This is a genomic window from Fervidobacterium sp. 2310opik-2 (assembly GCF_011057735.1).
Taxonomy (GTDB): Bacteria; Thermotogota; Thermotogae; order Thermotogales; family Fervidobacteriaceae; genus Fervidobacterium; species Fervidobacterium nodosum.
Genome location: NZ_LNGG01000004.1, coordinates 1 through 25,172, shown reverse-complemented (window position 1 = coordinate 25,172; position 25,172 = coordinate 1). Strand labels below are relative to the sequence as shown.

Below are 25,172 nucleotides of genomic sequence, written 5' to 3'. Positions count from 1 at the left end.
TGACAAAAATACCGAGGAGGAATAAAAATGCGCGCGTACGATGTAATACTGAAAAAGAGAAATGGTGGAAAACTTACAAAAGAAGAAATAGAATTCATGGTAAATGGGTACGTAAAAGGCGAAATTCCTGATTATCAAATGGCCGCATTTTTAATGGCCATTTATTTTAGACATATGGATAGTGAAGAAAGAGCAATACTAACAAAGGTAATGGCAGATTCAGGAGATAAAATAGACCTTTCACCTATTCCAGGTATAAAAATTGATAAACATTCCACTGGCGGTGTAGGGGATAAAACGACTTTAGTTGTTGGACCTATCGTTGCTTCACTTGGTGTACCCGTAGCAAAAATGTCTGGCCGAGCACTTGGACACACAGGCGGCACAATCGACAAATTGGAATCTATACCGGGCTTTAGAACATCTCTTAGCGAAGAAGAATTTTTTCAAAACGTTAGAAAAATAGGTATCGCAATAGTTGGGCAAACAGCAAACTTAGTTCCAGCAGATAAGAAAATATATGCACTTAGAGATGCGACTGCAACAGTTGACGAAGTATCACTTATCGCAGCAAGTATAATGAGCAAAAAGCTCGCCGGTGGAGCAGATGGATTTGTCCTTGACGTAAAAGTCGGCAGTGGCGCGTTTATGAAAACATTGGACCAAGCTAAAGAACTTGCGGAAGCGATGGTAGACATTGCAAAATCTCATGGAAAAAAAGCCGTGGCGGTATTAACCAATATGGACGTTCCACTTGGTAAAATGATAGGAAATTCACTCGAAGTACTGGAAGCTATCGAAACATTAAAATGTAAAGGACCCGATGACTTCACAGAATTGTGTTTAAACATATCTGCTTGGATGTGCCACTTGGCAGAGAAAGGCTCGTTTGAAGAATGCCTGAAAATGTCTAAAGAAGCTCTTGAAAGTGGAGCTGCATTGAACAAATTCCGCGAATTAGTAAAATACCAAGGTGGCAATCCTGAAGTTGTTGATAGACCAAGAGAAATTTTACCAATGACAGACAATATAGTTGAATTCAAAGCAAAAGTTGAAGGATATATAACGGATATCGATACCGAAAAAATCGGAATTGCTTCAAATTACCTTGGTGCAGGCAGGAAAACCAAAGAAGATACAATAGACTACAGAGTTGGAATAGAAATCACAAAGAAAATAGGAGATTATGTGCATCCTGGTGACACAATTGCAAAAATGTATGTTAGTGAGAAAAGCGAAATCAATGATGCTGTAAAATTACTCGAAGAAAGTTACAAAATCTCTCAAGAAAAACCTCAAGTAAAACCAATAATACTTTCGATTGTAAAATAATCACACACATGTTATAATTACTTACAGAAAATCAGACAGTTTTTTATGTAAAACTTACAACAAACGTAGATAAGGATGTTGATAAGATGTTGGCAAACGGAGCAAAAAAAATAAGATATTTGAATATTCTTTCCGCTATAATTGTCTTGTATTCAAGCATTATATTCTCTCAAGTCTTGCTTTTCAATAATAAAGTCTATACATTAACAAATGGATATATCACTGAAGACCAACTCAAAGATATTGGTTTTAACATAGTCAAAGCGGAGAGAATGTATCTTATTTATAACAAAAAGCTCATAATAGGCTCTTCTGGAGATTTCATAATCGATTTTGAACAGTACGTACCGAATGCATACACCACTTCAAATGGGAAATTATTAGTTAAAATTGACTCATTAATCAACGTACTGAAATTGCAAACCTCCAATAACATATTTTTCGACAAACCAGTTTCCATAAATTCTATTTCTTACACAAACGACGTAATAAGAATAGATACCTCTGCTCAATTAAATAAAGAACTTGTAAATATCAATCTTTTGGATAAGAAAATCACAATAAAACTTACACCTTTTGATTTACCAAAAAACATACCACAGGGTCTCAACATCTCCAAAAGTAACGGTACTTTAATTATATCAATTCCAAAAGATGTTGAAAAATACGAACTTTCCATAACAAATCAAACAATACAAATATTCCTTATACCAACATCTAAGAAAATAGATTACATAAAGAAAACAGAGACATTTGCTGGAAGGACTTTTACCGTCAATTATTTAATTCTAGACCCAAGATTTGTCGATTTAGTTCCAGTGTTACCTAAAAATGGTATTGGACATACCGCACAGCTCTCTTCCATATTATCGCAAAATGGTTTAATCCATGGTGTCAACGCAAACTACTTTGACCCAGCTACAGGAATGCCAATAGATATAATCATCTCTGGTGGTAAAGTTCTATCACATAGGTACGGACTTAGACCGATGTTCATTGAAACCACTGATGATAAAGTCTTTATCGGGAAAAATTACATCGATATAACCGTTAGAATAGGCGACACACTACTAATGGTTAAAAGTGTAAACACAAAAACCGTAAACGAAGTTAGCTTATATACAGATGATTATAAAATAAAAATCACGAAAGATGTTTCAAAAAATTACATAGTTGTTAAGAACGGAAAAGTAACGTCTGTTGGCTACGTTGAATATGTTCCAAATAATTCTTTAGTAATTGCTATAAGCAACGATATTCAAAAACAGTACCTTCCTAAAATATCGGTAGGAGCAGATGTAAGTGTTGAAATCTACACAGACAACGGTTATAAAGTAAAAAACGCTGTAGGTGCTGGACCGTTGCTTATCCAAGATAAGAAAATTATACAAGATGCCGCCGAAGAAAAATTACGTTACGGTGGTGGAATACCTACGACAAGAGCTTCACGAACAATAATCGCTATAAAGGACGGAAAGGTTCATCTAATAACGATAGAAGGCACAAATGGAACAGGCATGAATTTTGACGAAGCAGCTCAGTTCTTACTTTCAAAAGGATACGAATCCGCAATGATGTTAGATGGTGGTGGGTCCACTGGAATGGTGTATGCTGGAAAACTTGTAACAATCAATTCTCCAAGGAACATCCCCGTGGCTTTAGGTGTTAGATAAAAAGATTACAAAGCAATTAAACAAAAGCACACCTTTGAGGTGTGCTTTTGTTTTTTGTATTAAACTTGCATTTAAAAAAATCTTACTTGACATTTTTTATTTATATTATATTCTAATATTGGAATATAAGAAAAAAATCAAAAAGAAGGGAGAGGAAAAAAATGAAAGAAGATGCATATGAAATGTACGCTTCGATATTCAAAGCGTTAGCCCACCCAAAAAGAATAATGATTGTAGAACTTCTTTCAAAATATGGCGAATTATGTGTATGCAGCATCGCACAAAAACTTAATATAGATCAACCTTCTGTTTCAAAACATCTCAACATCTTGAAGAATGCAGGTATTGTGAGAAGTGAAAAGAAAGGGCTTACAGCAAATTACAAATTACAGACACCTTGCATATTGAATTCTCTCAAATGTGCTGCGAACATAATTAAAGAAGATTTAAAAGGCAAATTTTCTTTGTCAACAGAAATAGACTTTGAAATAGACGAACAAAAAATCAGAGAGGGAGACTAGAAAAATATCTCAGTGTAGAGGTAGCATTCTGTACAAGTGTAAGTATGAGGAACAGAAACTAAAACTTCAAAAAAAGGGGGAAGCAAAAATGAAAGAACTTAAAGAATGGCAAAAATTTGTATTAATAGTCGCTATTTTCCTTTTCGCTTACTATATGCCACTTTCCAACCAACGCTTTACAGGCGCTATTTTTGAATCACTTTACATGCTCCAAGAATACGCAAGGCTCCATGTCCTAACATGCCTTATACCTGCTTTCTTCATAGCTGGTGCGATATCTATATTTATCTCTCAAAATGCAGTTATAAAATATCTTGGAAGTAAAGCAAAAAAGTGGTTAGCGTATGCTGTTGCTTCAGTATCAGGTACAATTTTAGCCGTATGCTCATGTACAGTACTACCACTCTTTGCAGGAATTTACAAACGAGGAGCTGGAATTGGTCCCGCAATTGCGTTCCTCTACTCTGGCCCTGCCATTAATGTACTTGCTATTATCATGACAGCTCGTATTCTAGGTTGGAAATTAGGATTAGCTAGAGCGATCGGCGCCATAGTATTTTCAATAGTCATAGGGCTAATCATGGAATTTATTTATGGAAAAGAAGATAAAGAAAGAATGAACCAAATTAGTTCAAATTCCTCATCAGAAGAAAGTAAAGGAAGGAAATTGTATCAAGATATGATTTTCATATTCAATTTAGTGCTCATATTAATTTTCGCAGCTTGGAGTAAACCTGCTCAAGCAACCGGTTTCTTCAGCACGGTGTACAACATAAAGTGGTATATAACGGTATTTTTATTGGCAATCCTAGTGGTAATTATATACATATGGTTTAAAAAAGAAGAAATATCTTCTTGGTTTGAATCAACTTGGAGCTTCGCCAAACAAATTGTACCATTACTATTCATTGGTGTACTTTTAGCTGGCTTTTTCATGGGGCGCCCAAACACAGATGCAGGTATAATACCATCTAAATACATATCATCAATAGTCGGTAGTAATTCATTATTATCAAATTTCATAGCTTCAGTTGTTGGAGCATTCATGTACTTTGCAACACTCACTGAAATTCCAATACTGCAAGGTCTTCTTGGTGCTGGAATGGGTCAAGGTCCCGCACTTGCTTTACTATTAGCTGGTCCAGCTCTAAGTCTTCCTAATATGCTTGTAATAAACAGCGTCTTAGGATGGAAAAAAACAGCAACATATGTTGCTTTAGTAATCATAATGGCAACACTTACAGGTTACATATTTGGTATAATAGCATAAGATAAGATCGAAAAACAACGGAGGTGGAATTTATGGATATCAAAATCTTAGGTAAAGGGTGTCCAAAGTGCAAAGCACTTGAAAGAAACACAGAAGAGGCTCTAAAAGAACTTGGAATCAGTGCAAACATTGAAAAAGTACAAGACATAGACAAAATAATGGAATACGATATCATGTTTACTCCCGCATTAGTAGTCAACGGAAAAGTTAAAGTCTCGGGTAAAGTAGCAACAAAAGATGAAATAAAGAAAATTTTACAGGAATATATTTGATGACACGTGTGCATAAAATTCGCACAGTAATAATTTGCTGTAATTGATAATCAGGAAAAAAATACAAAGTCGAGCATAAAGCTCGCCTTTTGGTATTTTAATGTTTTAATGTATAATTCTTTAAACACATAACACTCAACAAATTTATATCCTTGTACTAAGGAACACCATATCTAATAGGAGAATAAATTAATTAGCATACTTGAAAGGAGTGAACAAACAGCATGTTAGATGAAATAAATAGGCTTCTCCAAAACAGTGAATTTGAAAAGGCAAAACAATACGCAGACAAGATAGAATCTGCTGTAGATAAACATAACGTACTCGGAATAATTTTCTATCAAGAAGGCAAACTAGATGATGCACTAAATCATTTCAAAAAAGCCTTAGAATTTGATCCAACACACGACGATGCTTTGTTCAACTATTCAAAAGTATTATTTGAAAAGCAAAATTACTTTGAATCTTGGAGATATCTGACACGAATAAAAAACAAAAGCTGGGAAGTATACGATCTTTTGGGAGACACTCAACTAAGGCAGAATAATCCTGCAATGGCAATACATTATTACGGAAAAGCCTGTGAACTCAATGCTCCAGAACAAATGAAGCAAAAATTTGAAGAAGCAAAGAAATTTTTCAAAAGAAATGAAAGGTTAGCCTTTTTTTGCCTTCCAGGTTTGGATCACTTCATAAAAGATATAGCTCAGATTTTGTCAAATATCTACGAAATAAAACTCGTAGTCACTACTGACGGAAGACAGATTCAAGAAGTTTACAACTGGGCGGACATTGTTTGGCTCGAATGGGCTAATGAATTGGCCATAGAAATTACAAACAAACTGCCAAAGGCAGGGAAGAAAATTTTGTGTAGACTGCATGGCTATGAGTCACTTCGCTTAGACTTCTTGAAAAACATCAAGTGGGACAAAATTGATCATGTTATTTTTGTTGCCGAAAATGTTTTGAAAACCACCATTGAAAACTGTTCTCAAATAAAATTTATTCCTCAATCGCTTGTCTGGAACGGCATTGACTTGACTAAGTTTACTTTCAAAATAAGGGAACCAGGTCCTAACATTGTTTTTGTAGGGCACTTCAACTACAAGAAAAACCCTGTTTTTGCTACTCAAATATTGAAAAAACTGACAGATATAGATCCAAATTATAGCTTGTTCTGGGCAGGTCAAATGCAAGATGAAAGAATGTATAGGTACGTGTCGTACATTCTTGAAAAGATGGAAATAAAAGACAAATTCAAGTTCGACGGATTTATCAAAAATGTTGAAGATTATTTGGAAGATAAAAACATTTTCCTTTCAACTAGCATACATGAAGGATACGGTGTAGCAATACTTGAAGCTATGAGTAAAGGAATTAAACCAGTAATTCATAATTTCTATGTAGCAGAGGAATTCTACCCTAAAGACTACATTTTCCAAACTATAGATGAAGCTGTAGAAATGATTGTATCGCCTAATTACAATTCCATAGAGTACCGTGAATTTGTGGAAAAGAATTCTTCCCTTGAAAAGCAAATTTTGAATATTCAAAATACAATTAAATCTTTGATGGAAATTAATTATACTTTACCATATATTAAGGATAAAAATAGCTCTCTTAGTAACGAAGTAAAAGATTATATTAATAATAATTACTGATATAAATTTAAAAAACTTATTATTTGTCGTTGATGATATCATTGGTAATTTTAATAAATTTTATATAAAGGAAACAATTGAAAAAGCATTTAAAACTAACTATGAATATATATTAATAGCTATACCAACTCTTGATCCATTAAAAGAATTTATGTTAGAATTACTAACAAACTTTAAAGATTTTTCACTTATAGATATATTCTCTTTGGAAAACATAAATGATTATGTATTCGGATTGTTTTCGAAAAAACAAATATTATTCACTCCTAATTCAATAACTCCTATAGAAAAGTTCTTTCACTACAATAACAAATTAATAAATAATTTCTCATTTGATAGTTCCAAAATAGTTGCTGGAAAGTTTGAACATATAAATGATAATATGTACATGTTAGATTTTATTTTAGAAAATGAAAATAATGGAATAATAATCTCAGGAATTATAATTGACATTTATTCAAATAAAATTATTTTGCCTGATTATGTAAGAAAATCACAAAAACCAGAAGAAATTCTAAATATAGTTAGGCAAATTTTACTAACAGAAAAAAATATTTTTCTATCACAAAAAATCTATGGTTTCATTTACGATAAAGAATTTAAAGAAAATGTTAATAAAAATAAAATTGCATATATGCGGGAAAGAGGCATTCCTGGAACAGAATTTATGCCTTTTGTTCCTTTTTTAATAACTATTTCAAAGTATGACCTTGCAGCATCATTTATAAAATCTTCGGACAACGTCTTAGAAGCCGCTAGCGGATTTGGATATGGAGCTGCCTATTTATCTACACATGCTGAAAAAGTTACTGCTGTTGACTTAGCAAAAGATTCTATTGAATTCGGAAAGAAATATTTCAAATTAGATAACATAGATTGGATTCAAGCTGATGTAACTAAGTTACCTTTTAATAATGAATATTTTAATGCATATGTTTCATATGAAACAATTGAACATTTACCACTAGAAAACGTAGAAGAATACATTAAGGAAGCATATCGTGTAATTAAATCAGATGGAAAGCTTATTATGTCTACTCCAAACAGAATAAATAGAAAACATATAAAAAATCCATTTCATATAAAGGAATATGATATTATAGAAATTTATAATCTACTAAAAAAATATTTCAAAAAAATTCAATATTTTTCAATTGATTCTATTTCAACAGTATCAGGAATTGCTAATTCGTCACATAATATGATAATAGTCGCTAGCAAAAAATAAATAATGCTTTTAATAAATTTAATTCTCACCTTGGCTAATGTAAAAACTATTTGTCAATTAATCTAATCATTTTTGGATGGGCAGAGAGTGTGTCTATAAATTCTCTGCTTTTTCTTTTTCCAAGGGCTTTATGTATACTTTCATTGCCAATATACTCTATCTGCCAAAAGCATCCGACTTCCTAGACTGAATATTAGTTAAACACACTAAGAGATAAAATCAGAGCAAATATGTAATTTGACACAAAGACAATTTTAGCAGATGTATTTTTTTATTCTAACTTAAGCCATTTTTCCAATTGGCCAGGTTCTGTATTTTTAAGTTAGTTGTTTTTCAAAACATAATATTTCCAAAATTTTCTAACAAAGAGCAACACAGGAATAGCTATTAAAACACCTACAAAACCTAAGACATCCCCAAGTAAGAAAATAGCCAGAATTATTACAAACCAATGTAATTTCAAATTATCACTTTGTATTCTTGGACCATAAATCCAAGATTCAGCTTGGTTAACACCAACAAGTAAAAAAGTTAGGAAAATAACAGATTTCAAACCACCTGTGGAAAAAGCAAATAAATACATAGGTACAGCAGAGATAAGTAATCCAACAAATGGGAAAAAACCCCCAAGAAACGTTAACACACCTAGTGTTAATGCCGAGGGAATATTTAATAATATCAATCCTAACGTTGTAAGGAAAGCACTTATAAAAGAAACAAGAACCTGACCTCTGATGTACTTTCTAATATCCCCAAAAAGTTCATAAACAAATTTTTTACCATAATCAGGATTTTCAACAAATAATATCGAAATATTTTTAGCAAGATAAGATTTTATACTTTCTATTCCTACCATGGTCACTAAAATAAACATCAGCATAGTAATCAGGGAAGGTAATACACCGACCACCTTGTTCAATATACTTAAAAGAATTGAAGAAATATTTGACTTCAGCTCATTTATAGCATTCACTAACCACGTCGGAAAATTCCCATTTATATTCAAATCTTTTGACGCCTGAAATAATTTATACACCTGATCAAATGTCTTCGGGAAAAATGAAATAATGGTATAAGCAAATATAAAAACAACAAGTATGTAAGAAATTACAGCTAAAAATTTTTTATTTGTCTTTTTTAAGACAAAATCGTATGGAACACTCAGAATTATGGAAAAATAGAAACCAAGAACAAGAGCGCCAACAACAAATGGCACTTTCCACACAAAAAATAAAAACAAAAGAAAATATATCAAAACAAGCAAAGCATCTTTGCTTACATTGTTTATTTTATTCATAATTATTCACTCACCAGTTTCTTCGTTTTTTTGGTTTTCTTGAAGTATTTTCTTTTGTATCTCCAAAACAAGAGCTTCTGCAGTTGCCAAATTTGTAGCTAAAGGAACATTATGCACATCACAAACCCTTAGAAGAGCACTAACATCAGGTTCGTGTGGCTGAGCTGTTAGAGGATCGCGGAGAAATATAACGAAATCAATCTCACCGTTTACAATCATTGAACCTATTTGTAAATCTCCACCGTATGGTCCCGACTCAAACTTATTAACTTTGAGTCCTATCTTTTCTTCGATAATCTTCCCTGTTGATTTCGTCGCATACAACTCACAATGTTCAAAAACATTTTTCCACTCTTTAACAAACATAGCAAGGTCCAATTTTTTCTTATCATGTGCAATAAGGGCTACTTTTTGAATAAGAATCCCTCCTCTCAAAGTAAACTTAAGATAACTTAGAAACGATAATTATAAAGAATTTTTTGATATTTTTCTTGTATTCATTATACCACAATTAGGTGTGTTATAATTAAATTAGAACATGAAGAAAAATTAAATTAATTTAAAGGGAGGAGAGCAAGATGATATCAAAAAATGCAAAATTAGGCAACAACGTTATTCTCGGTGAAAACGTAGTAATTGAAGACAATGTAATAATAGGCGATAATGTAACAATAGGTCATAACGTTGTGATAAGAAAAGATACAATAATCGGTGATGGATGTATTATTGGAGATAATACAGTGCTTGGGAAGAAACCATTCAAAGCTTCTGCGTCCGCAACAACTGAAGAAAAAGAACTTCTTCCATTAAAAATTGGAAAATATGTAACGATAGGTGCAAATTGTGTAATTTACAGAGGAGCTATATTAGGTGATTTTGTGTTTGTAGGAGACCTTGCAAGTATACGTGAAGATGTTGAAATAGACGAATATACAATAATAGGTAGGGGAGTAGCTGTGGAAAATAAAACAAAAATTGGAAAATATGTAAAGATAGAAACAAATGCTTATATAACAGCCATATCAACAATAGAAGATTATTGTTTTATAGCTCCAGCAGTTACGTTCACAAATGATAATTTTTTAGGTAGAACAGAGGAAAGAAAAAAGTACTTCAAAGGACCAATTCTGAGAAAAGGTGCGCGTATAGGTGCAAATGCAACTATACTGCCTGGCAAAGAAATAGGTGAAGATGCTCTCATTGCCGCTGGAGCAATACTAACAAAAAATGCAAAACCTGGAAAAATCTACGTTGGTTCACCTGCAAAAGAAATTAAAGATGTACCAGAAGAACAATTACTTAAGAATCAGTCATATTATAAAAACGATAAATAAATGAGCTATCAGCAACTAAAATTTCTCAAATTTATTCCGATAATAATTATGGCAACCAAGGATGCTTTTATAAACTTACGAGCACTAACTTGATAGAAAAATTATTAATGGAACAAAACCCACATGGAGGTGGAAAGATATGAGGATTAACCATAACGTCAACGCTTTGAACAGCTGGAGAAACATATCCATGACCAATATGGACATGAGCAAGACTCTTGAAAGACTTTCATCCGGTCTAAGAATCAACAGAGCAGGAGACGACGCAGCAGGGTTAGCTATCAGTGAAAAGATGAGAGGTCAAATCAAAGGTCTTGACATGGCAATTAAAAACTCACAAGACGCGATATCATTGATTCAAACAGCAGAAGGCGCATTAACAGAAGTACACTCGATACTCCAAAGAATGAGAGAACTATCCGTGCAAGCGGCAAGTGATACAAACACAAACGTTGATAGAAATCAAATACAAGCAGAGCTTGATCAATTAAGAGAAGAAATTGACAGAATAGCAAGAACAACAGAATTCAACACAAAGAAACTTCTCGACGGTAAACTCGAAGGATTTAGAAGTATCGCTGACGCTAAAGTCGTTACCGGAGGTAATATTAACGTAACTGTAGGTGGTTATTCAAAAACTGGTGCAACAGAAGGAACATATGTTATAGAGGTTGGACAATTCAATGGTGCTGTTACATCACAGCTTGATGTTAAAATTACCCAAATAGGTAACAATGGTACAGTATTAAATTCAACTACTGCAACAATAGGTGCTCTCTCCGCAGCGCTTGGTAACGTAACAATTAAGTGGCAAAGAGTATTCACCATTTCCGATTTTGGTGGCGCACTTCCAACAAACGAAGTAATAGACAGCGCAGTGATAAGAGTGGAAGCAAGATACACAGCAAACAATCAATTAGTCTTCCAAATCGGCGCAAACGAAGGTCACAACATGATCGCTGGTATCGACAATATGAGCGCGAAAGCTCTTGGATTGTCAACATCAACACTTAAAGTAACAAACCAAAGCAGTGCTGAAAAAACAATAATGGTAGTGGATGCAGCAATTCACAGAGTAAGTACGGCAAGGGCAGCTCTCGGTGCTGTTCAGAATAGGCTTGAACACACGATAGCAAACCTTGGAGTAGCAGCAGAAAACTTGACAGCAGCGGAAAGCCGAATAAGAGACGCAGATATGGCAAAAGAAATGATGCAATTTACAAAGCAACAGATACTGTTGCAATCGAGTATGTCAATGCTTGCACAAGCAAACGCTCAACCACAACAAGTATTGCAATTACTCAGATAATAATTTTAATAATTTACAAAATCATTTACAAAGTCAATTTGAATACAGTTCAAAACCAAAGCGGGCATTCGCCCGCTTTTGGTTTTTCTTATAATTTTTACCCTAAAAAAAAAATAAAATTTATCCGATAATGCTTATGGTATTAAAGTATCCTTTAAAAGCATCCTTGGTTGCCAAATTTTAAAAAATCTAAGGAAACAAAACCCACATGGAGGTGGAAAGATATGAGGATTAACCATAACGTCAACGCTTTGAACAGCTGGAGAAACATATCCATGACCAATATGGACATGAGCAAGACTCTTGAAAGACTTTCATCTGGTTTAAGAATCAACAGAGCTGGAGACGATGCAGCAGGATTAGCTATCAGTGAAAAGATGAGAGGTCAAATCAAAGGTCTTGACATGGCAATTAAAAACTCACAAGACGCGATATCATTGATTCAAACAGCAGAAGGCGCGTTAACAGAAGTACACTCAATACTCCAAAGGATGAGGGAACTCGGAGTTCAAGCGGCAAGTGATACAAACACAAACGTTGATAGAAATCAAATACAAGCAGAGCTTGACCAATTAAGAGAAGAAATTGACAGAATAGCAAGAACAACAGAATTCAACACAAAGAAGCTTCTCGACGGTAAACTCGAAGGGTTCAAAAATACTCCAGATGCTAAAGTCGTTACCGGCGGTAATATTAATGTCCAAATTTCAACAGTAACAAATGCAGTTAAAGAAGGTACATACGTTTTTGAAGTAGGACAACTTAATGGTTCTGCCACATCAGCACTTGATGTAAAAATCACATTAATAACAGCTAGTGGAAGCACAAGCAAAGTTACAAATATTGTAAATGGAACTCAAACATTTGCTGGAATAACTTTCACTTGGACTGGAACACAATTTGCACTCAGCGATTTTGGCGGCGCTTTACCAGTGAACGAAGTAATAGATAGCGCAGTGGTAAGAGTGGAAGCAAGATACACAGCAAATAACCAATTAGTCTTCCAAATCGGTGCAAACGAAGGTCACAATATGATCGCTGGTATCGATGATATGAGTGCGAAAGCTCTTGGATTGTTGACATCAACACTCAAAGTAACAGACCAAAACAGTGCTGAAAAAACAATAATGGTAGTGGATGCAGCAATTCACAGAGTAAGTACAGCAAGGGCAGCACTTGGTGCTATTCAGAATAGGCTTGAACACACGATAGCGAACCTTGGAGTAGCAGCAGAAAACTTGACAGCAGCGGAAAGCCGAATAAGAGACGCAGATATGGCAAAAGAAATGATGCAATTCACAAAACAACAGATACTGTTGCAATCGAGTATGTCAATGCTTGCACAAGCAAACGCTCAACCACAACAAGTATTGCAATTGCTCAGATAATAATTTTAATAATTTACAAAATCATTTACAAAGTCAATTTGAATACAGTTCAAAACCAAAAGCGGGCATTCGCCCGCTTTTGGTTTTTGTTTTTTATGATTTTTAGGATAATTATAGTCATATATTGAAAAATATGTTGAGAAAAAGTATAAATTTTTTATTACGAGGAGTGAATAAACGTGTCAAAGCAACCTGAAAATAAATGCTTACTAAGTGTTGCAATGATAATGAAAAATGAAGAGCACAACTTGGACAGGGCATTGGGCAGTATAAAGCCGTATGTTGATGAAATAATTGTTGTTGACACAGGCTCAACGGATAATAGCGTTGAAATTGCGAAGAAATATACTGATAAAGTTTATTTTCACGAATGGCGGGATGATTTTTCAGAAGCCAGAAACTATTCATTGCAATTTCCAACATGTGAATGGGTATTGATATACGACGCCGATGAAGAAGTTAAAGAAGATTTTAGTAAAATAAGAGAGTTTTTAGCAAGTTTACCAAAAGATGTAAATACTGTTTATCTTCCCACCATAAGTTATCTTGACTGGGATTTAAAAAGAACCGAAGTTGCATCAACCGCAAGAATTTTTAGAAATGGAACGGTAAGATATGAAAATATAGTCCATAACCAACCAATTTACAAAGGCAAAGTTGTTGAAGCTCCGTTTATAATATACCACTACGGATATATTTGGACAAGAAAATTAAAGCAAAAAAAGTACGAAAGAACAAGAAATCTTTTAGTTAAGCTTCTTAATGAAAAAAAAGATATGTCCAATATAGAAAGAATATATTATTTATGTCAACTTTACAAAACCGAGTCTATGTATGAATCCAGATATAACAAATATCCAATAGTTGAAGAAATATTCTCTCTTGTAGAAAAGGAGCAAAGAATAAATTCTATAGGTTTTGAGGTATTTTTCTTACATGGTTTGGACCTCATGTCAAAAGGTTTATACGATTTGGCAGAGCGAATGTTTAAATTAGTTCTTTCCCTAAATTCAAATAATCCCGATCCATATTACGGACTTCTTGGAATCGATGAGGCTAGAAAAGAATTTGATAAGCTTATACCACACGGCGAAAAATTCTTTGAACAAATAAAAGATGTTGAAGAGCACCCAGAAAAATATGGATGGACAATAATTACGATAAAATACAAGGCTTCAGCACGAACACTTCTCTGTATTGGTTATTTAAAAGCTAAAAGACTAAAAGAATTTAAGGAGAATTACTATTTAATATTTGAAGAAGCAAAAAAGACTGGCGAAGACCTCCCAAAGCTTTTGAAGTCGTTAGCTAAATACATTATTGAACTTGATAACGAAGATTACGTTTCGTTATCTGAAGAAATCGACAAGTTATTATTAGAAGCTTCTCAGTTAGGTGTTAGGCTTAACATACTTGACTTTATAGAAAAAGATTTAGAAAGTGGTAGAACATACAATGTGGAACTTTATCGTCCACACGTGAAAAGTAAATTTGAAGATTATGTTTTAAAAAGGCTAGAGAGTGGTAATGATTATCTTTTAGATTACATCCTTGGTGAAGACAAAATCGAAGGAATTAAAAAATATGGATTAGGCAGTTTGATATTTTATTTTGAAAATTTCAAAGGTGAAACAACGGAAAAATTGAAATTATTGAATGAAATACGTAAATCGGAAGATGAAACCTTAAAAGGAGTTTCACTTGCCTTAATAGGCGATACTTATTTGAAAATGGGGAATTTTAAACTTGCTCTTGATTACTACAAACGTTCAATTGATACTTTACCAGAACTCGGGAAATTTATAAAACCGGTGTTGGAGGATTTAAAAACAAAGTTGGACACAGAGATTGACGGTGCTTTTGAAGAGATAAAAGAGTATTATACAAAAGCTAAGGAATTCTTTACTGACCTTTCAAAAGAATTCAATGTCGAAGAACTCAAAAAGATTTACTTAATCTCAGATAGCGATTTTGCTAAATACGTAAGTTCGGTTTATCTTTACGATTCAAATATTGACAAAGCAAAGCAATTTTTGGAAAAAATCGAAAATAAAGATAAGTTCTATTTTTACAACTTTAGGCTTGCAAAGATATTCGAAAAATCTGAAAACCAAGAAGATTTAAGAAAAGCCTACGAATTGCATGTTGAAGCATGCAAAAAGAATTTCAATTTAGCTGACTTAGGTATTGGAATATATAAATTTGATGGGTTTTATCCTTCTGAAAATATCGGTTCACCCAATGATGAAATTGTGTGGGTTGGAAATATATCAGAAAAGCACTCTGGATTAGGGGTAATTTCACCAATACGTGCATGGAAAAAGGCGAACAACTATTACTATGCTTATCCATTCCCCAAGAGTGAAGTTTTGAAAGTTTACAAGGAAAGATTAAAAAGTTACAAATTGCCAAAATTCTCCGTTGGAATGGAAGACTTGCTAAAAAGCTTGAACGAATTGAATGTGAACGAAATTTCTCTGCTTGAAGATGATGAAGAATTGAAAAAAACTATTACAAGCGCTGTGAAAGAGATTGGGATAGAATATAAGGAAAACTCAGAAAGTATAGTTAGTTTTGAACTTTTGAATACAGAAATAGAAATCAGCAAAATTTTGAGTAAATACAAGAGTGGACTATTGTTCTATTTCGTTCCGAACTTTGAAAACAAAAGTGATATCGCTTGGTATTATCCATTGTTTAGAGTTTTCCGAAATAGAAAGGCTATAAACGATGAATTGGAAAAATTGGGTATTAAAAGAATTAAACATATTATTCTCACAGGTCACTTGAGAGCGGTTATATTTGAAAAATAAAACAAATAAAACAATTTATGTACTTATATCATTGGAGGTGAGGTTATGCGGATTAACCACAACTTGTCTGCTCTTAACGCATGGAGGCAGATTACATTAACAGATTCGGACATGAAAAAGAGTCTTGAAAGGCTTTCTTCCGGTTTAAGAATCAACAGAGCCAGTGACGATGCAGCAGGTCTTGCAATCAGCGAAAAGATGAGAGGACAGATCAAGGGACTTGAGATGGCCAGTAAAAACGCACAAGACGCTATCTCACTTATTCAAACTGCTGAAGGAGCACTAAACGAAATCCACGCTATACTCCAAAGGATGAGAGAATTAGCTGTACAAGCCGCAACTGACACAAACACAGACGTTGACAGATCAAATCTTCAATCGGAAATTGACCAACTAAGGGATGAAATCGATAGAATAAGCAGAGCGACAGAATTCAACACTAAAAAACTTTTAAACGGTAATCTTGAAGGTTTTAGAGCCGCGCCAGATGCAAAAGTCGTCGCTGAAGGTAATATTGATTTGAAAGTTTCAATCGCAAGTTCATACGTAAGTGTTGTTGAAGGAACTTATATAGTCGAAATTGGGCAATTCAAAGGTACAACAACGAGCAATCTTGATGCAAGAGTAGTCTTAATTAAAAACAATGGGACAACGGTTGCAACAGTTAAAAACTACACAGTAGGCTATGTAACAATTGGTGGAATAAAAGTAACATGGAATACCACAAGATTCAACATAAATCAATTTGGAGGAGCCCTTCCAAATGAAACAGTTATAGATACTGGTATTGCAAGAGTTGAGGGATTAAATACAACAGGAAATCAGCTTATTTTCCAAATCGGTGCAAACGAAGGCGCAAACATGGTAGCCGGAATTGATGCTGTAGATTCCAAAAACCTTGGGCTTATTACCACAGTTTTAAAAGTTACATCACAAAATGCTGCCGAAAGAACAATAAGTGTAATTGATGGAGCCATTCACAAAGTAAGCTCCATACGTTCGCAACTTGGTGCAATTCAAAATAGACTGGAACATACGATAGCAAACCTCGGAGTTGCCGCAGAAAACTTAACAGCAGCCGAAAGCCGAATAAGAGATGCAGACATGGCAAAAGAAATGATGGCGTTTACAAAGCAACAAATTTTGATGCAATCTGGTATGGCAATGCTTGCTCAATCCAATGGTTTACCACAGAATGTATTGCAATTACTCAGAGGATAATAATTAATAATAAGTTTAAAACAAAAGCCCCTAACGGGGCTTTTGTTGTTTGCTTAATATGATTGATATTAAATTCTAAAAATGGTATAATTCAATTTAGAAAAAAACTTTTAAACTAAGATAATTACAAAAAATTAATTATTTTAACTATTTGGAGGCTTTTATATGGGATTACTTGAAGTTTCAGGGCCCGTGATGACAGGGCCATCAAGTTCACATACATTAGGTGCTTTAAAAATTGCAAGGTTTGTCTATAAATTAATGGGAATACCTGAGCATGTTGTGTTTGCAATGCATGGTTCTTTCGCATTAACTTACCGCGGGCATGGCACGGATAGGGCTTTGCTTGCAGGGGTTTTGGGGATTAAACCAGATAGCCCAGATGTGAAAGAAGCTTATAATATTGCGAAAATGTACGGTCTACAATACGAATTTGAGGTACAAGATCTAGGAGATGTACATCCTAACACCGTTCTTATAAAAGCTTGGAAAGATAATATATACAATGAAATTGAAGGTTCTTCTATTGGTGGAGGAGCAATAAAGATAACAAAAATCAATGGTGTGGAATGCCAACTTACCGGTGATTTTCCAACACTGGTAATTGTAAATAAAGATAAACCAGGCGCCTTAAAGGATATACTTGATTGTATAAAAACAAACATAGCAAATGTTTATTTAAGAAGAATAAACGCTTTACAAGCTATAGCATTGACGATAATAGAACTCGATGAAAACGCTAGCGATGATGTTTTGAAATGCTTAAAAAATCTAAATAACGTTCTTGAAGTTTACAATGTTAGAATCGAAGAAGGTGAAGTAATGTGAAATATTCAGAACTTTTAGAAATTTGGAAAGAGACAAATCTGGAATTTAGTGAAATAATATTAGCGCACGAGATGATAGAAACGGGGAGAGATCCGGAAAAAGTTAAAGAAAAACTTAGAAGATTGATGAATGTAATTCTAGAAGAAGCTGAGAAAAATATTGGAAAAAAATTCGAAACTCTTACGGGTATGACGGGAGATAATGGATTAAAATTTTATAAAAACTCTCCGAAAATGGTAAGCGAGTTTAATCATTTAGCTACAACAGTAGCTATTTCAATGGGTGAATCGAATGCTTCTATGGGGCGTATCGTCGCATGTCCAACAGCTGGTTCGTGTGGTGTAGTTCCTGGAGCGCTATACGCTTTGAAAAAAATATACAACGCAAACGAGGAAGATTTATTAAAATCGTTTATCGTAGGTTCCGGGGTAGGAAACGTTGTAGCGAATAAAGCAACACTTTCAGGAGCTGCTGGTGGTTGCCAAGCAGAGATAGGTACTGCAACAGCAATGGCTTCTGCCATTTTAACTTACTATTTTTCAAAAGACCCTGTAAAAGTCGGACATGCTGCTGCGTTATCTTTCAAATCGCTAATGGGGCTTGTTTGTGACCCAGTAGGAGGGTTTGTTGAAGTACCATGTGTTAAGAGAAACGGTTCTGCAGTTAACGTGGCAATTATTTGCAGTGAAATGGCATTAGCTGGCATTGAAAGTGTAATTCCATTCGACGAAGTTGTCGAGGCTATGTACAATGTTGGAAAATCTTTACCAGAAAGCCTTAGAGAAACTGGCATCGGTGGAATTGCCGGGACTAAAACTGCGCAGCAAATCGTTGAAAAAATCAAAGAAAATTGGAGTAAAAATACTTAGAAAATAAAAGGCTTCAGGAATTACCTGAAGCCTTTTGTTTTTATTTCACAAATATTTCACAAACCTAAGTACGCTCTTTTAACTTCTTCATTTTTTAATAACTCTTTTGAAGGGCCTTCCAGGGTTATATTCCCAGTTTCAAGAACGTAACCATAGTGAGATATGTTAAGTGCTCCTACTGCGTTTTGTTCAACAAGCAATATTGTTATTCCTTCTGAATTTAGTTTTTTGATAATCTCAAAGACTTCTTCAACCAATATAGGTGCAAGCCCGAGAGAAGGTTCATCCATCATGAGAAGTTTCGGACGATTCATGAGTGCCCTCGAAATAGCCAACATCTGCTGTTCTCCACCGGATAAAGTTCCACCAAGCTGATTTTTACGTTCAGCAAGCCTTGGAAATAGAGAAAATACCCATTCCAAGTCTTGCTTTATTCCTTCCTTGTCCTTTCGATTGTAAGCACCCATCATGAGATTTTCCATTACCGTCAAATTTGGAAATATACGTCTTCCCTCAGGGACCAACGAAATACCAAGTCTATTAATGGTATGTGGCGGAAGATTTTGTATTTCTTTACCTTCGAATATAATTCTCCCTCTTTTTGATTTTACCAGACCTGCGATTGTTGAAAGAGTTGTCGTTTTTCCAGCACCATTTGCGCCTATAAGTGTTATAACTTTACCTTTATCAACTTTAAAAGAAATTCCCTTAATTGCATGAATAGCTCCGTAAAAAACATGAAGACCATCTACTTCAAGCACCGGCATGTTCCCACTCCTTACCAAGGTAAGCTTCTATTACCTTAGGATTTCTGCTTATTTCTTCTGGTGTTCCTTCTGCGATAATCTTTCCAGAATCCATAACAATGATTCTTTCGCATACCCCCATAACAACTTTCATATCGTGCTCAATAAGTATAATTGTCAAATTAAACTCATCTCGTATATATTTGATAAAATTCAACAGTTCCTCTGACTCTTTTGGGTTCATACCTGCCGCTGGTTCGTCAAGTAATAACAGTTTCGGCTCTGTTGCAAGTGCTCTTGCAATCTCGAGCTTTCTTTGTTGACCATATGGCAATGATGATGCAATTTCATACGCAAGATGATCGAGCCCAACTTTTCTAAGTAATTCCATTGCACGTGCTCTCATTTCTTGTTCAACTTTACGATACCCAACTTTGAAAACAGACCTCCAAAACCATAATCCACCTTTTATTTTTTTCTCTTTCCCGTGTTTTTGTAAAATTTTATCAGCATCCCTTGTCGATAAAAGGTGGTGCTGAGCAACAAGCACGTTGTCTAAAACCGTTAAAGTATCGAAAAGCCTTATATTTTGAAATGTTCTAGCTATACCCAAATGTGTTATTTGGTGAGGTCTGTAAGGCGTAATATCTATATCATCAAACACAACTCTTCCTTTTGTTGGATAGTATATGCCTGTGATAACGTTAAAAGCAGTTGTCTTACCAGCACCATTCGGCCCAATAATCCCAAGAATTTCACCCTCGTACACTCCGTTATCAAAATCATCAACTGCGGTAAGTCCGCCAAATTGCATCGTCACATGTTCCATCCTCAAAATTACCTTCTTTGAATTTTTTGTCTCATTTTTTGTCATTTCTTACCACCTCTTGAGAACTTCTTGAAAATATTTATTATTCCATCCCAAGTTATTTCCGCTCGCCCAAATATTCCTCTCTTCCATACAATCATTGTAACGACAAACAAAACAGATAAAACCAACATTCTCATCCCTTGGATAGCTGGAAACTCTTTACCAAATAATGTAAATGGTTGCTCGAATGCTCTAAGCCATTCCATTAAAAATGCGAATACTATCGCACCAATTACTGAACCGCTTATACTTCCAAGACCACCGAGGACAACCATTATTAAAACATAATATGTAAGAATTGGGCCAAAAGTGGTGATTCTCGGGTCAATTGTCGTAAGCCAATGAGCGTACAAAGCACCACTCACACCAGCAAAGAATGCGCTTATAACAAAAGATAACAATGTATGTTTAAAAACATTTATCCCCATCGCTTCAGCTGCAATTGAGTTGTCCCTAATCGCTAATAGAGCCCGACCATAAGAACTTTTCACAAGACTAACTATGAATAGTATCGTTACAAACAACCAACCCCAACTCCACCAAATATTAGTATAATTCGGCAAACCTTTTAAACCAAGTGAACCGTTTGTGATAGATTGGAGATTCAATGCTAATATTCTCAAAACCTCTGAAAAGCCTAAAGAAGCAATTGCAAGATAATCACCTGATAATCTGAGAACTGGAAAACCGATTATAAAAGCTCCAAATGCTGCAACAAGCCCTCCAATTATCGTTGCTGTAAGAAAGTCAGTATGGAGATTCGCAATAAACGGACTAGGTGGTGCTATTATAAAAATCATTGCTTTCTGTTCTGGTGGTATCGTTAAAAGCGCTGAGGTATAAGCTCCAAGCAATATAAATCCAGCATGACCAAGTGAAAATACGCCAGTTATTCCATTGACTAAATTCAAACTTACAGCCATTATTCCGTAAATCGCCATAAGTGAGAGAATTTGTTTTTTATAAGTATCAAACTTAACATTCGCAATTTGGAGAAGGATAATGGCAAAAATGAGAAACAATACTGTTAGTGTTAAGTCTCTCTTTGTTTTACTCTTCATCATCTCTCACCTCAAACCTTTACAACTGAGCGTTTACCAAGAAGTCCTGCAGGCCTAATAAGGAGAATAACTATAAGGACAATAAATGCGAATGCGTCTTTGTATTGCATAAGTGTTGGGAAAAACGTTATTATCATCATCTCAAGAATACCAAGCAATATGCCACCAAGTACAGCGCCGCCAATTGAACCAATTCCACCGAATACAGCTGCAATGAATGCCTTCAAACCAGGCACAAAGCCTGTGTAAGGATAGAAACTTGGATATCTAAGTGCCCACATTACTCCAGCAAGTGCTGCAAGCGCTGAACTTATAGCGAATGTAAAGCCAATCACGTTATCAACATTTATCCCCATCAACGATGTTGTTGGGATATCTGCAGAAATAGCACGCATAGCCATTCCCATTTTCGTTTTATATACAATCAAGAACAACGTTACAAGAGCAACAGCTGTTATACCTAAGATTATGAATATTATTTTTGGTAAGTAAACTCCACCTATAATAAACGATTCAAAAGCTATTGTTTTGTTCTCAAGCGCTTCAAGAAACGCTTTGTAATTCGGCCCGAAAAACACTACAGCGAAACTTTCAATAAAAAACGAAACACCTATTGCTGTTATCAAAGCAGATATCCTTGGAGCGTTTCTCAATGGCTTGTAAGCAAGTCTGTCTATTAACACACCCAAAATGGCAGTTACTAAAAGGGAAAATGCAACTGCAAGAGGAAAACTAAAACGTATGAGAGTAGCACCGTAAAAGGCAAAGTAAATTCCCATAACCATGACATCACCAAACGCGAAGTTTATCAATCGCAAAATACCGTAAACCATTGTATATCCAACAGCGATAAGAGCGTACAACCCTCCAACCATCAAACCATTCAAAAGATTTTGAATAAAAATAGTAAAATTAAAGCTCAATCCGTATCCCTCCTCCTGTTTATTTAGAGAAATTGTGGATGATAACCGATATTTACACAGTTATCATCCACAATAAAAAATTATTTCAAATCTTCGGGACCTATGGTTGTTACATATGTAAATTTTCCACCTTTAACTTGTACGATAATTACATCTTTAACTGCATTACCGTTTTCATCTATATCTATATTCCCACTAACACCCTGGAAACCTTTTGTGGATCTAATTGCCTCATTAATTTTAACTGGGTCTTTTGACTTTGCCCTTTCAATAGCATTTACAATAAGCATATATGCATCGTAACCGAGAGCCGCGTTCATTGCGGGAAGAGTATTGTACTTCTTTTTAAACGCTTCTACAAAGTCTTTTGCAATCTTTGTCTTAGCTGCTTCTGGGACATAGTGTGTCGTGAAATAAAGTCCTTCAACTGCTTGTCCACCTATTTTTATAAGCTCTGGAGCATCCGCGCCATCTCCAGCGATAAAGTAACCTTTATACCCCATAGCCCTAGCCTGCTGTGCAGCGAGAGCTATTTCGTTGTAATATCCAGTGAACATTATCACATCACTATTAAATGCAAGTGCTTGAGCAAGTTGAGCGCTAAACTCCTGATCACCAGATTTGTAACGAACTTCCAAAATTTGCCCTTTGTATTTCTTTTCAAACCTTTCTTTAAAGTAATTTGTCAAACCCACACTGTAATCTTGTTCAATATCAACTAATATCGCTACTTTCTTTGCTTTTAAAGTTTTACCAGCAAATTCTGCAAGTGCGGTACCTTGTAGCGGATCAATAAAACACACACGTGAGACAAATTTCTTTCCTTGTGTTACCAAAGGATTTGTTGAAGTAACTGCAACTTGTGGTACTTTTCTCGCTTCTGCAATTTCTGCTGCCGCAATTGAATTACTACTTGCAATCTCACCAATTACAGCTACCACTTTTTCTTTATCTATAAGTCTCGCCATAGCGTTTGCCGCTTCTGTTTTTTCACTTCTGGTATCAGCGTAAACAAGTGTTATCTTCTCACCAAGAACTGTTGATTTTTGGCTGTACGCAAGTTCTATACCTTTCTTTGTCCAATCACCAAAAGCAGAAATTCCACCGGTGAGTGGAAGAAGTACACCAATCTTTATTTCTGAGAAAACAAAAATACTAAAAATCAAAAATAAGATCAACAAAAATCGTTTCACAACGACCCACCTCCTATGAAAATAATATGAATAACAATATGCAAAGTGAGTGGCTTGTCACCACTCACTTTGTATGAAACATATATTATTTCAAAACACTAGCAGAAATTTTCGCCGCAAAGGCAAATTGTCCATTCTTAACGGTTAATATAACAACATCTTTTGTCGCATTGCCGTTTGAATCTATCGTTATTGTACCTGTCGCTCCCTCAAAGTTTTTGATACTTCTGATAGCCGCTGCTATAAGTTCAGGTTTCGTTGTTTTTGCTCTTTCAATTGCCTCTACTACAAGCATATATGCATCGTACCCTAATGCTGAAAGTGTTGATGGTTTCACTCCATATTTTTTCACAAATGCATCAACGAAAAGCTTTGACCTTTTTGTTACCGGCGCATCTGGGTGGAAGTGGCCAGAGAAGTAAATTCCCTCAACTGCTTGTCCACCGATTTTTATTAGTTCTGGCGCATCGGCTCCGTCACCGGTAAGTATGTAACCTTTATATCCAAGAGCTCTTGCCTGCTGGGCAACAAGCGCTATTTCGTTGTAATAACCTGTAACCACTATAGCTTCACTACCAAATGCTAATGCTTGTGAAAGTTGTGCGCTAAATTCTTGGTCACCTGATTTATACTGTAATTGTAATACCTGTCCTCCTAATTTCTTGAACCTTTCCATAAAGTAATTCGAAAGACCTACACTGTAGTCTTGCTCAACATCCGTAAGTACCGTTGCTTTCTTTACTTTCAATGTCTTTGCTGCAAATTCTGCAAGTGCGGTACCTTGGAGCGGATCAATGAAACAAACCCTTGAAACAAACTTTTTACCTTGTGTTACAAGCGGATTTGTAGAAGAAGGACTAACCATTGGTATCCTCTTTTTCTCAGCAATTTCTCCAGCAGCAATAGAATTACCACTTATAACTTCGCCAATAACAGCAACGACCCCTTCTTTATCAATAAGCCTCGCGATACCGTTTGCAGCTTCTGTCTTCTCACTTCTTGTATCCATATAAACAACTTCAATCTTCTCACCCAAAACGGTGCTCTTCTCCTCAAAAGCGACTTCTATACCTTTCTTTACCAATTCACCAAATGCAGAAACACCACCTGTTAAAGGCAAAAGCGCACCAATCTTAACACCAGCGAATAAACTAAGACTAACTAACAGCAACAATCCCAAAAAGACTTTTCTCATAGTCTCTCCCTCCCTCGTATAATAAGTTCGGTAAAAATTAAAATTGGTCTTTGAAAATTGAATGCATATTTTTTAACACCTCTGGTAAAATAGTTTCAGGTTGCCCCTCCTTGAGACTTTGTTCTCTTAAATAAGATTGCCTAACTAGAGTACAGCTTTTTACTTGC

22 protein-coding genes are annotated in these 25,172 nt (G+C 35.0%); 14 read left to right on the top strand and 8 right to left on the bottom strand.

The window, feature by feature from the left end:
- The first annotated feature begins 27 nt into the window (after nucleotides 1–27).
- From AS161_RS01995 to AS161_RS09300, 7 genes are all read left to right on the top strand, one after another.
- Nucleotides 28–1,332 (top strand): pyrimidine-nucleoside phosphorylase, encoded by a 1,305-nt coding sequence (locus AS161_RS01995; RefSeq protein ID WP_164541615.1) that lies wholly within the window; start codon nucleotides 28–30, stop codon nucleotides 1,330–1,332.
- A gap of 86 nt (nucleotides 1,333–1,418) precedes the next feature.
- A complete protein-coding gene (locus AS161_RS01990) occupies nucleotides 1,419–3,005 on the top strand; it encodes a phosphodiester glycosidase family protein (protein WP_164541614.1) in 1,587 nt (528 codons plus the stop codon).
- A 161-nt stretch (nucleotides 3,006–3,166) separates the two neighbouring features.
- Nucleotides 3,167–3,526, top strand: a complete 360-nt coding sequence (locus tag AS161_RS01985) for a metalloregulator ArsR/SmtB family transcription factor (RefSeq protein WP_164541613.1) — start codon at nucleotides 3,167–3,169, stop codon at nucleotides 3,524–3,526.
- An 88-nt stretch (nucleotides 3,527–3,614) separates the two neighbouring features.
- Nucleotides 3,615–4,796 carry a permease gene (locus AS161_RS01980; protein ID WP_164541612.1) on the top strand — a complete coding sequence of 394 codons (1,182 nt, stop codon included), beginning with the start codon at nucleotides 3,615–3,617 and terminating at the stop codon, nucleotides 4,794–4,796.
- Between the two features lie 32 nt (nucleotides 4,797–4,828).
- Nucleotides 4,829–5,068, top strand: coding sequence for a thioredoxin family protein (locus AS161_RS01975; RefSeq protein WP_164541611.1), 240 nt, complete (start codon nucleotides 4,829–4,831; stop codon nucleotides 5,066–5,068).
- Nucleotides 5,069–5,292: 224 nt separating this feature from the next.
- Entirely contained in the window at nucleotides 5,293–6,729 is a 1,437-nt protein-coding gene (locus AS161_RS09305; protein WP_241241312.1) for a glycosyltransferase, read from the top strand.
- 205 nt (nucleotides 6,730–6,934) lie between these two features.
- A complete protein-coding gene (locus AS161_RS09300) occupies nucleotides 6,935–7,957 on the top strand; it encodes a class I SAM-dependent methyltransferase (RefSeq protein ID WP_241241311.1) in 1,023 nt (340 codons plus the stop codon).
- A 322-nt stretch (nucleotides 7,958–8,279) separates the two neighbouring features.
- Here AS161_RS09300 and AS161_RS01965 read toward each other — a convergent pair whose 3' ends face one another.
- The gene (locus AS161_RS01965) at nucleotides 8,280–9,254 is read right to left on the bottom strand and encodes an AI-2E family transporter (RefSeq protein ID WP_164541610.1); all 975 of its coding nucleotides are present in this window, start codon (nucleotides 9,252–9,254) and stop codon (nucleotides 8,280–8,282) included.
- A gap of 6 nt (nucleotides 9,255–9,260) precedes the next feature.
- Nucleotides 9,261–9,671 (bottom strand): methylglyoxal synthase, encoded by a 411-nt coding sequence (locus tag AS161_RS01960; protein ID WP_164541691.1) that lies wholly within the window; start codon nucleotides 9,669–9,671, stop codon nucleotides 9,261–9,263.
- A 161-nt stretch (nucleotides 9,672–9,832) separates the two neighbouring features.
- On the opposite strand from AS161_RS01960, the gene AS161_RS01955 reads away from it, so the two are divergent.
- The 7 genes from AS161_RS01955 to sdaAA all read left to right on the top strand — a co-directional run bounded on the left by AS161_RS01955 (nucleotide 9,833) and on the right by sdaAA (nucleotide 19,016).
- A complete protein-coding gene (locus AS161_RS01955) occupies nucleotides 9,833–10,588 on the top strand; it encodes an acyltransferase (protein ID WP_164541609.1) in 756 nt (251 codons plus the stop codon).
- A 139-nt stretch (nucleotides 10,589–10,727) separates the two neighbouring features.
- On the top strand, nucleotides 10,728–11,897 hold the full coding sequence (locus tag AS161_RS01950; RefSeq protein ID WP_164541608.1) for a flagellin: 1,170 nt from the start codon (nucleotides 10,728–10,730) through the stop codon (nucleotides 11,895–11,897).
- 224 nt (nucleotides 11,898–12,121) lie between these two features.
- The gene (locus tag AS161_RS01945) at nucleotides 12,122–13,285 is read left to right on the top strand and encodes a flagellin (RefSeq protein WP_164541607.1); all 1,164 of its coding nucleotides are present in this window, start codon (nucleotides 12,122–12,124) and stop codon (nucleotides 13,283–13,285) included.
- Between the two features lie 179 nt (nucleotides 13,286–13,464).
- On the top strand, nucleotides 13,465–16,098 hold the full coding sequence (locus AS161_RS01940; RefSeq protein WP_164541606.1) for a glycosyltransferase family 2 protein: 2,634 nt from the start codon (nucleotides 13,465–13,467) through the stop codon (nucleotides 16,096–16,098).
- Nucleotides 16,099–16,143: 45 nt separating this feature from the next.
- Nucleotides 16,144–17,319 carry a flagellin gene (locus AS161_RS01935; RefSeq protein WP_164541605.1) on the top strand — a complete coding sequence of 392 codons (1,176 nt, stop codon included), beginning with the start codon at nucleotides 16,144–16,146 and terminating at the stop codon, nucleotides 17,317–17,319.
- Between the two features lie 165 nt (nucleotides 17,320–17,484).
- Nucleotides 17,485–18,147 carry an L-serine ammonia-lyase, iron-sulfur-dependent subunit beta gene (sdaAB, locus tag AS161_RS01930; RefSeq protein WP_164541604.1) on the top strand — a complete coding sequence of 221 codons (663 nt, stop codon included), beginning with the start codon at nucleotides 17,485–17,487 and terminating at the stop codon, nucleotides 18,145–18,147.
- On the top strand, nucleotides 18,144–19,016 hold the full coding sequence (gene sdaAA / locus AS161_RS01925; RefSeq protein ID WP_164541603.1) for an L-serine ammonia-lyase, iron-sulfur-dependent, subunit alpha: 873 nt from the start codon (nucleotides 18,144–18,146) through the stop codon (nucleotides 19,014–19,016). The genes sdaAB and sdaAA overlap by 4 nt, the downstream gene beginning before the upstream one ends.
- A 56-nt stretch (nucleotides 19,017–19,072) precedes the next feature.
- Here sdaAA and AS161_RS01920 read toward each other — a convergent pair whose 3' ends face one another.
- From AS161_RS01920 to AS161_RS01895, 6 genes are all read right to left on the bottom strand, one after another.
- A complete protein-coding gene (locus tag AS161_RS01920; protein WP_164541602.1) occupies nucleotides 19,073–19,783 on the bottom strand; it encodes an ABC transporter ATP-binding protein in 711 nt (236 codons plus the stop codon).
- Nucleotides 19,770–20,636, bottom strand: a complete 867-nt coding sequence (locus AS161_RS01915) for an ABC transporter ATP-binding protein (protein WP_164541601.1) — start codon at nucleotides 20,634–20,636, stop codon at nucleotides 19,770–19,772. The genes AS161_RS01920 and AS161_RS01915 overlap by 14 nt, the downstream gene beginning before the upstream one ends.
- Nucleotides 20,633–21,694 (bottom strand): branched-chain amino acid ABC transporter permease, encoded by a 1,062-nt coding sequence (locus tag AS161_RS01910; RefSeq protein ID WP_164541600.1) that lies wholly within the window; start codon nucleotides 21,692–21,694, stop codon nucleotides 20,633–20,635. The genes AS161_RS01915 and AS161_RS01910 overlap by 4 nt, the downstream gene beginning before the upstream one ends.
- Nucleotides 21,695–21,705: 11 nt before the next feature.
- Nucleotides 21,706–22,617: a branched-chain amino acid ABC transporter permease gene (locus AS161_RS01905; protein WP_164541599.1), complete on the bottom strand. Its 912-nt coding sequence runs from the start codon at nucleotides 22,615–22,617 to the stop codon at nucleotides 21,706–21,708.
- A gap of 80 nt (nucleotides 22,618–22,697) precedes the next feature.
- Nucleotides 22,698–23,810 (bottom strand): ABC transporter substrate-binding protein, encoded by a 1,113-nt coding sequence (locus AS161_RS01900; protein ID WP_164541598.1) that lies wholly within the window; start codon nucleotides 23,808–23,810, stop codon nucleotides 22,698–22,700.
- Nucleotides 23,811–23,895: 85 nt separating this feature from the next.
- A complete protein-coding gene (locus tag AS161_RS01895; protein ID WP_164541597.1) occupies nucleotides 23,896–25,005 on the bottom strand; it encodes an ABC transporter substrate-binding protein in 1,110 nt (369 codons plus the stop codon).
- Nucleotides 25,006–25,172 lie beyond the last annotated feature (167 nt).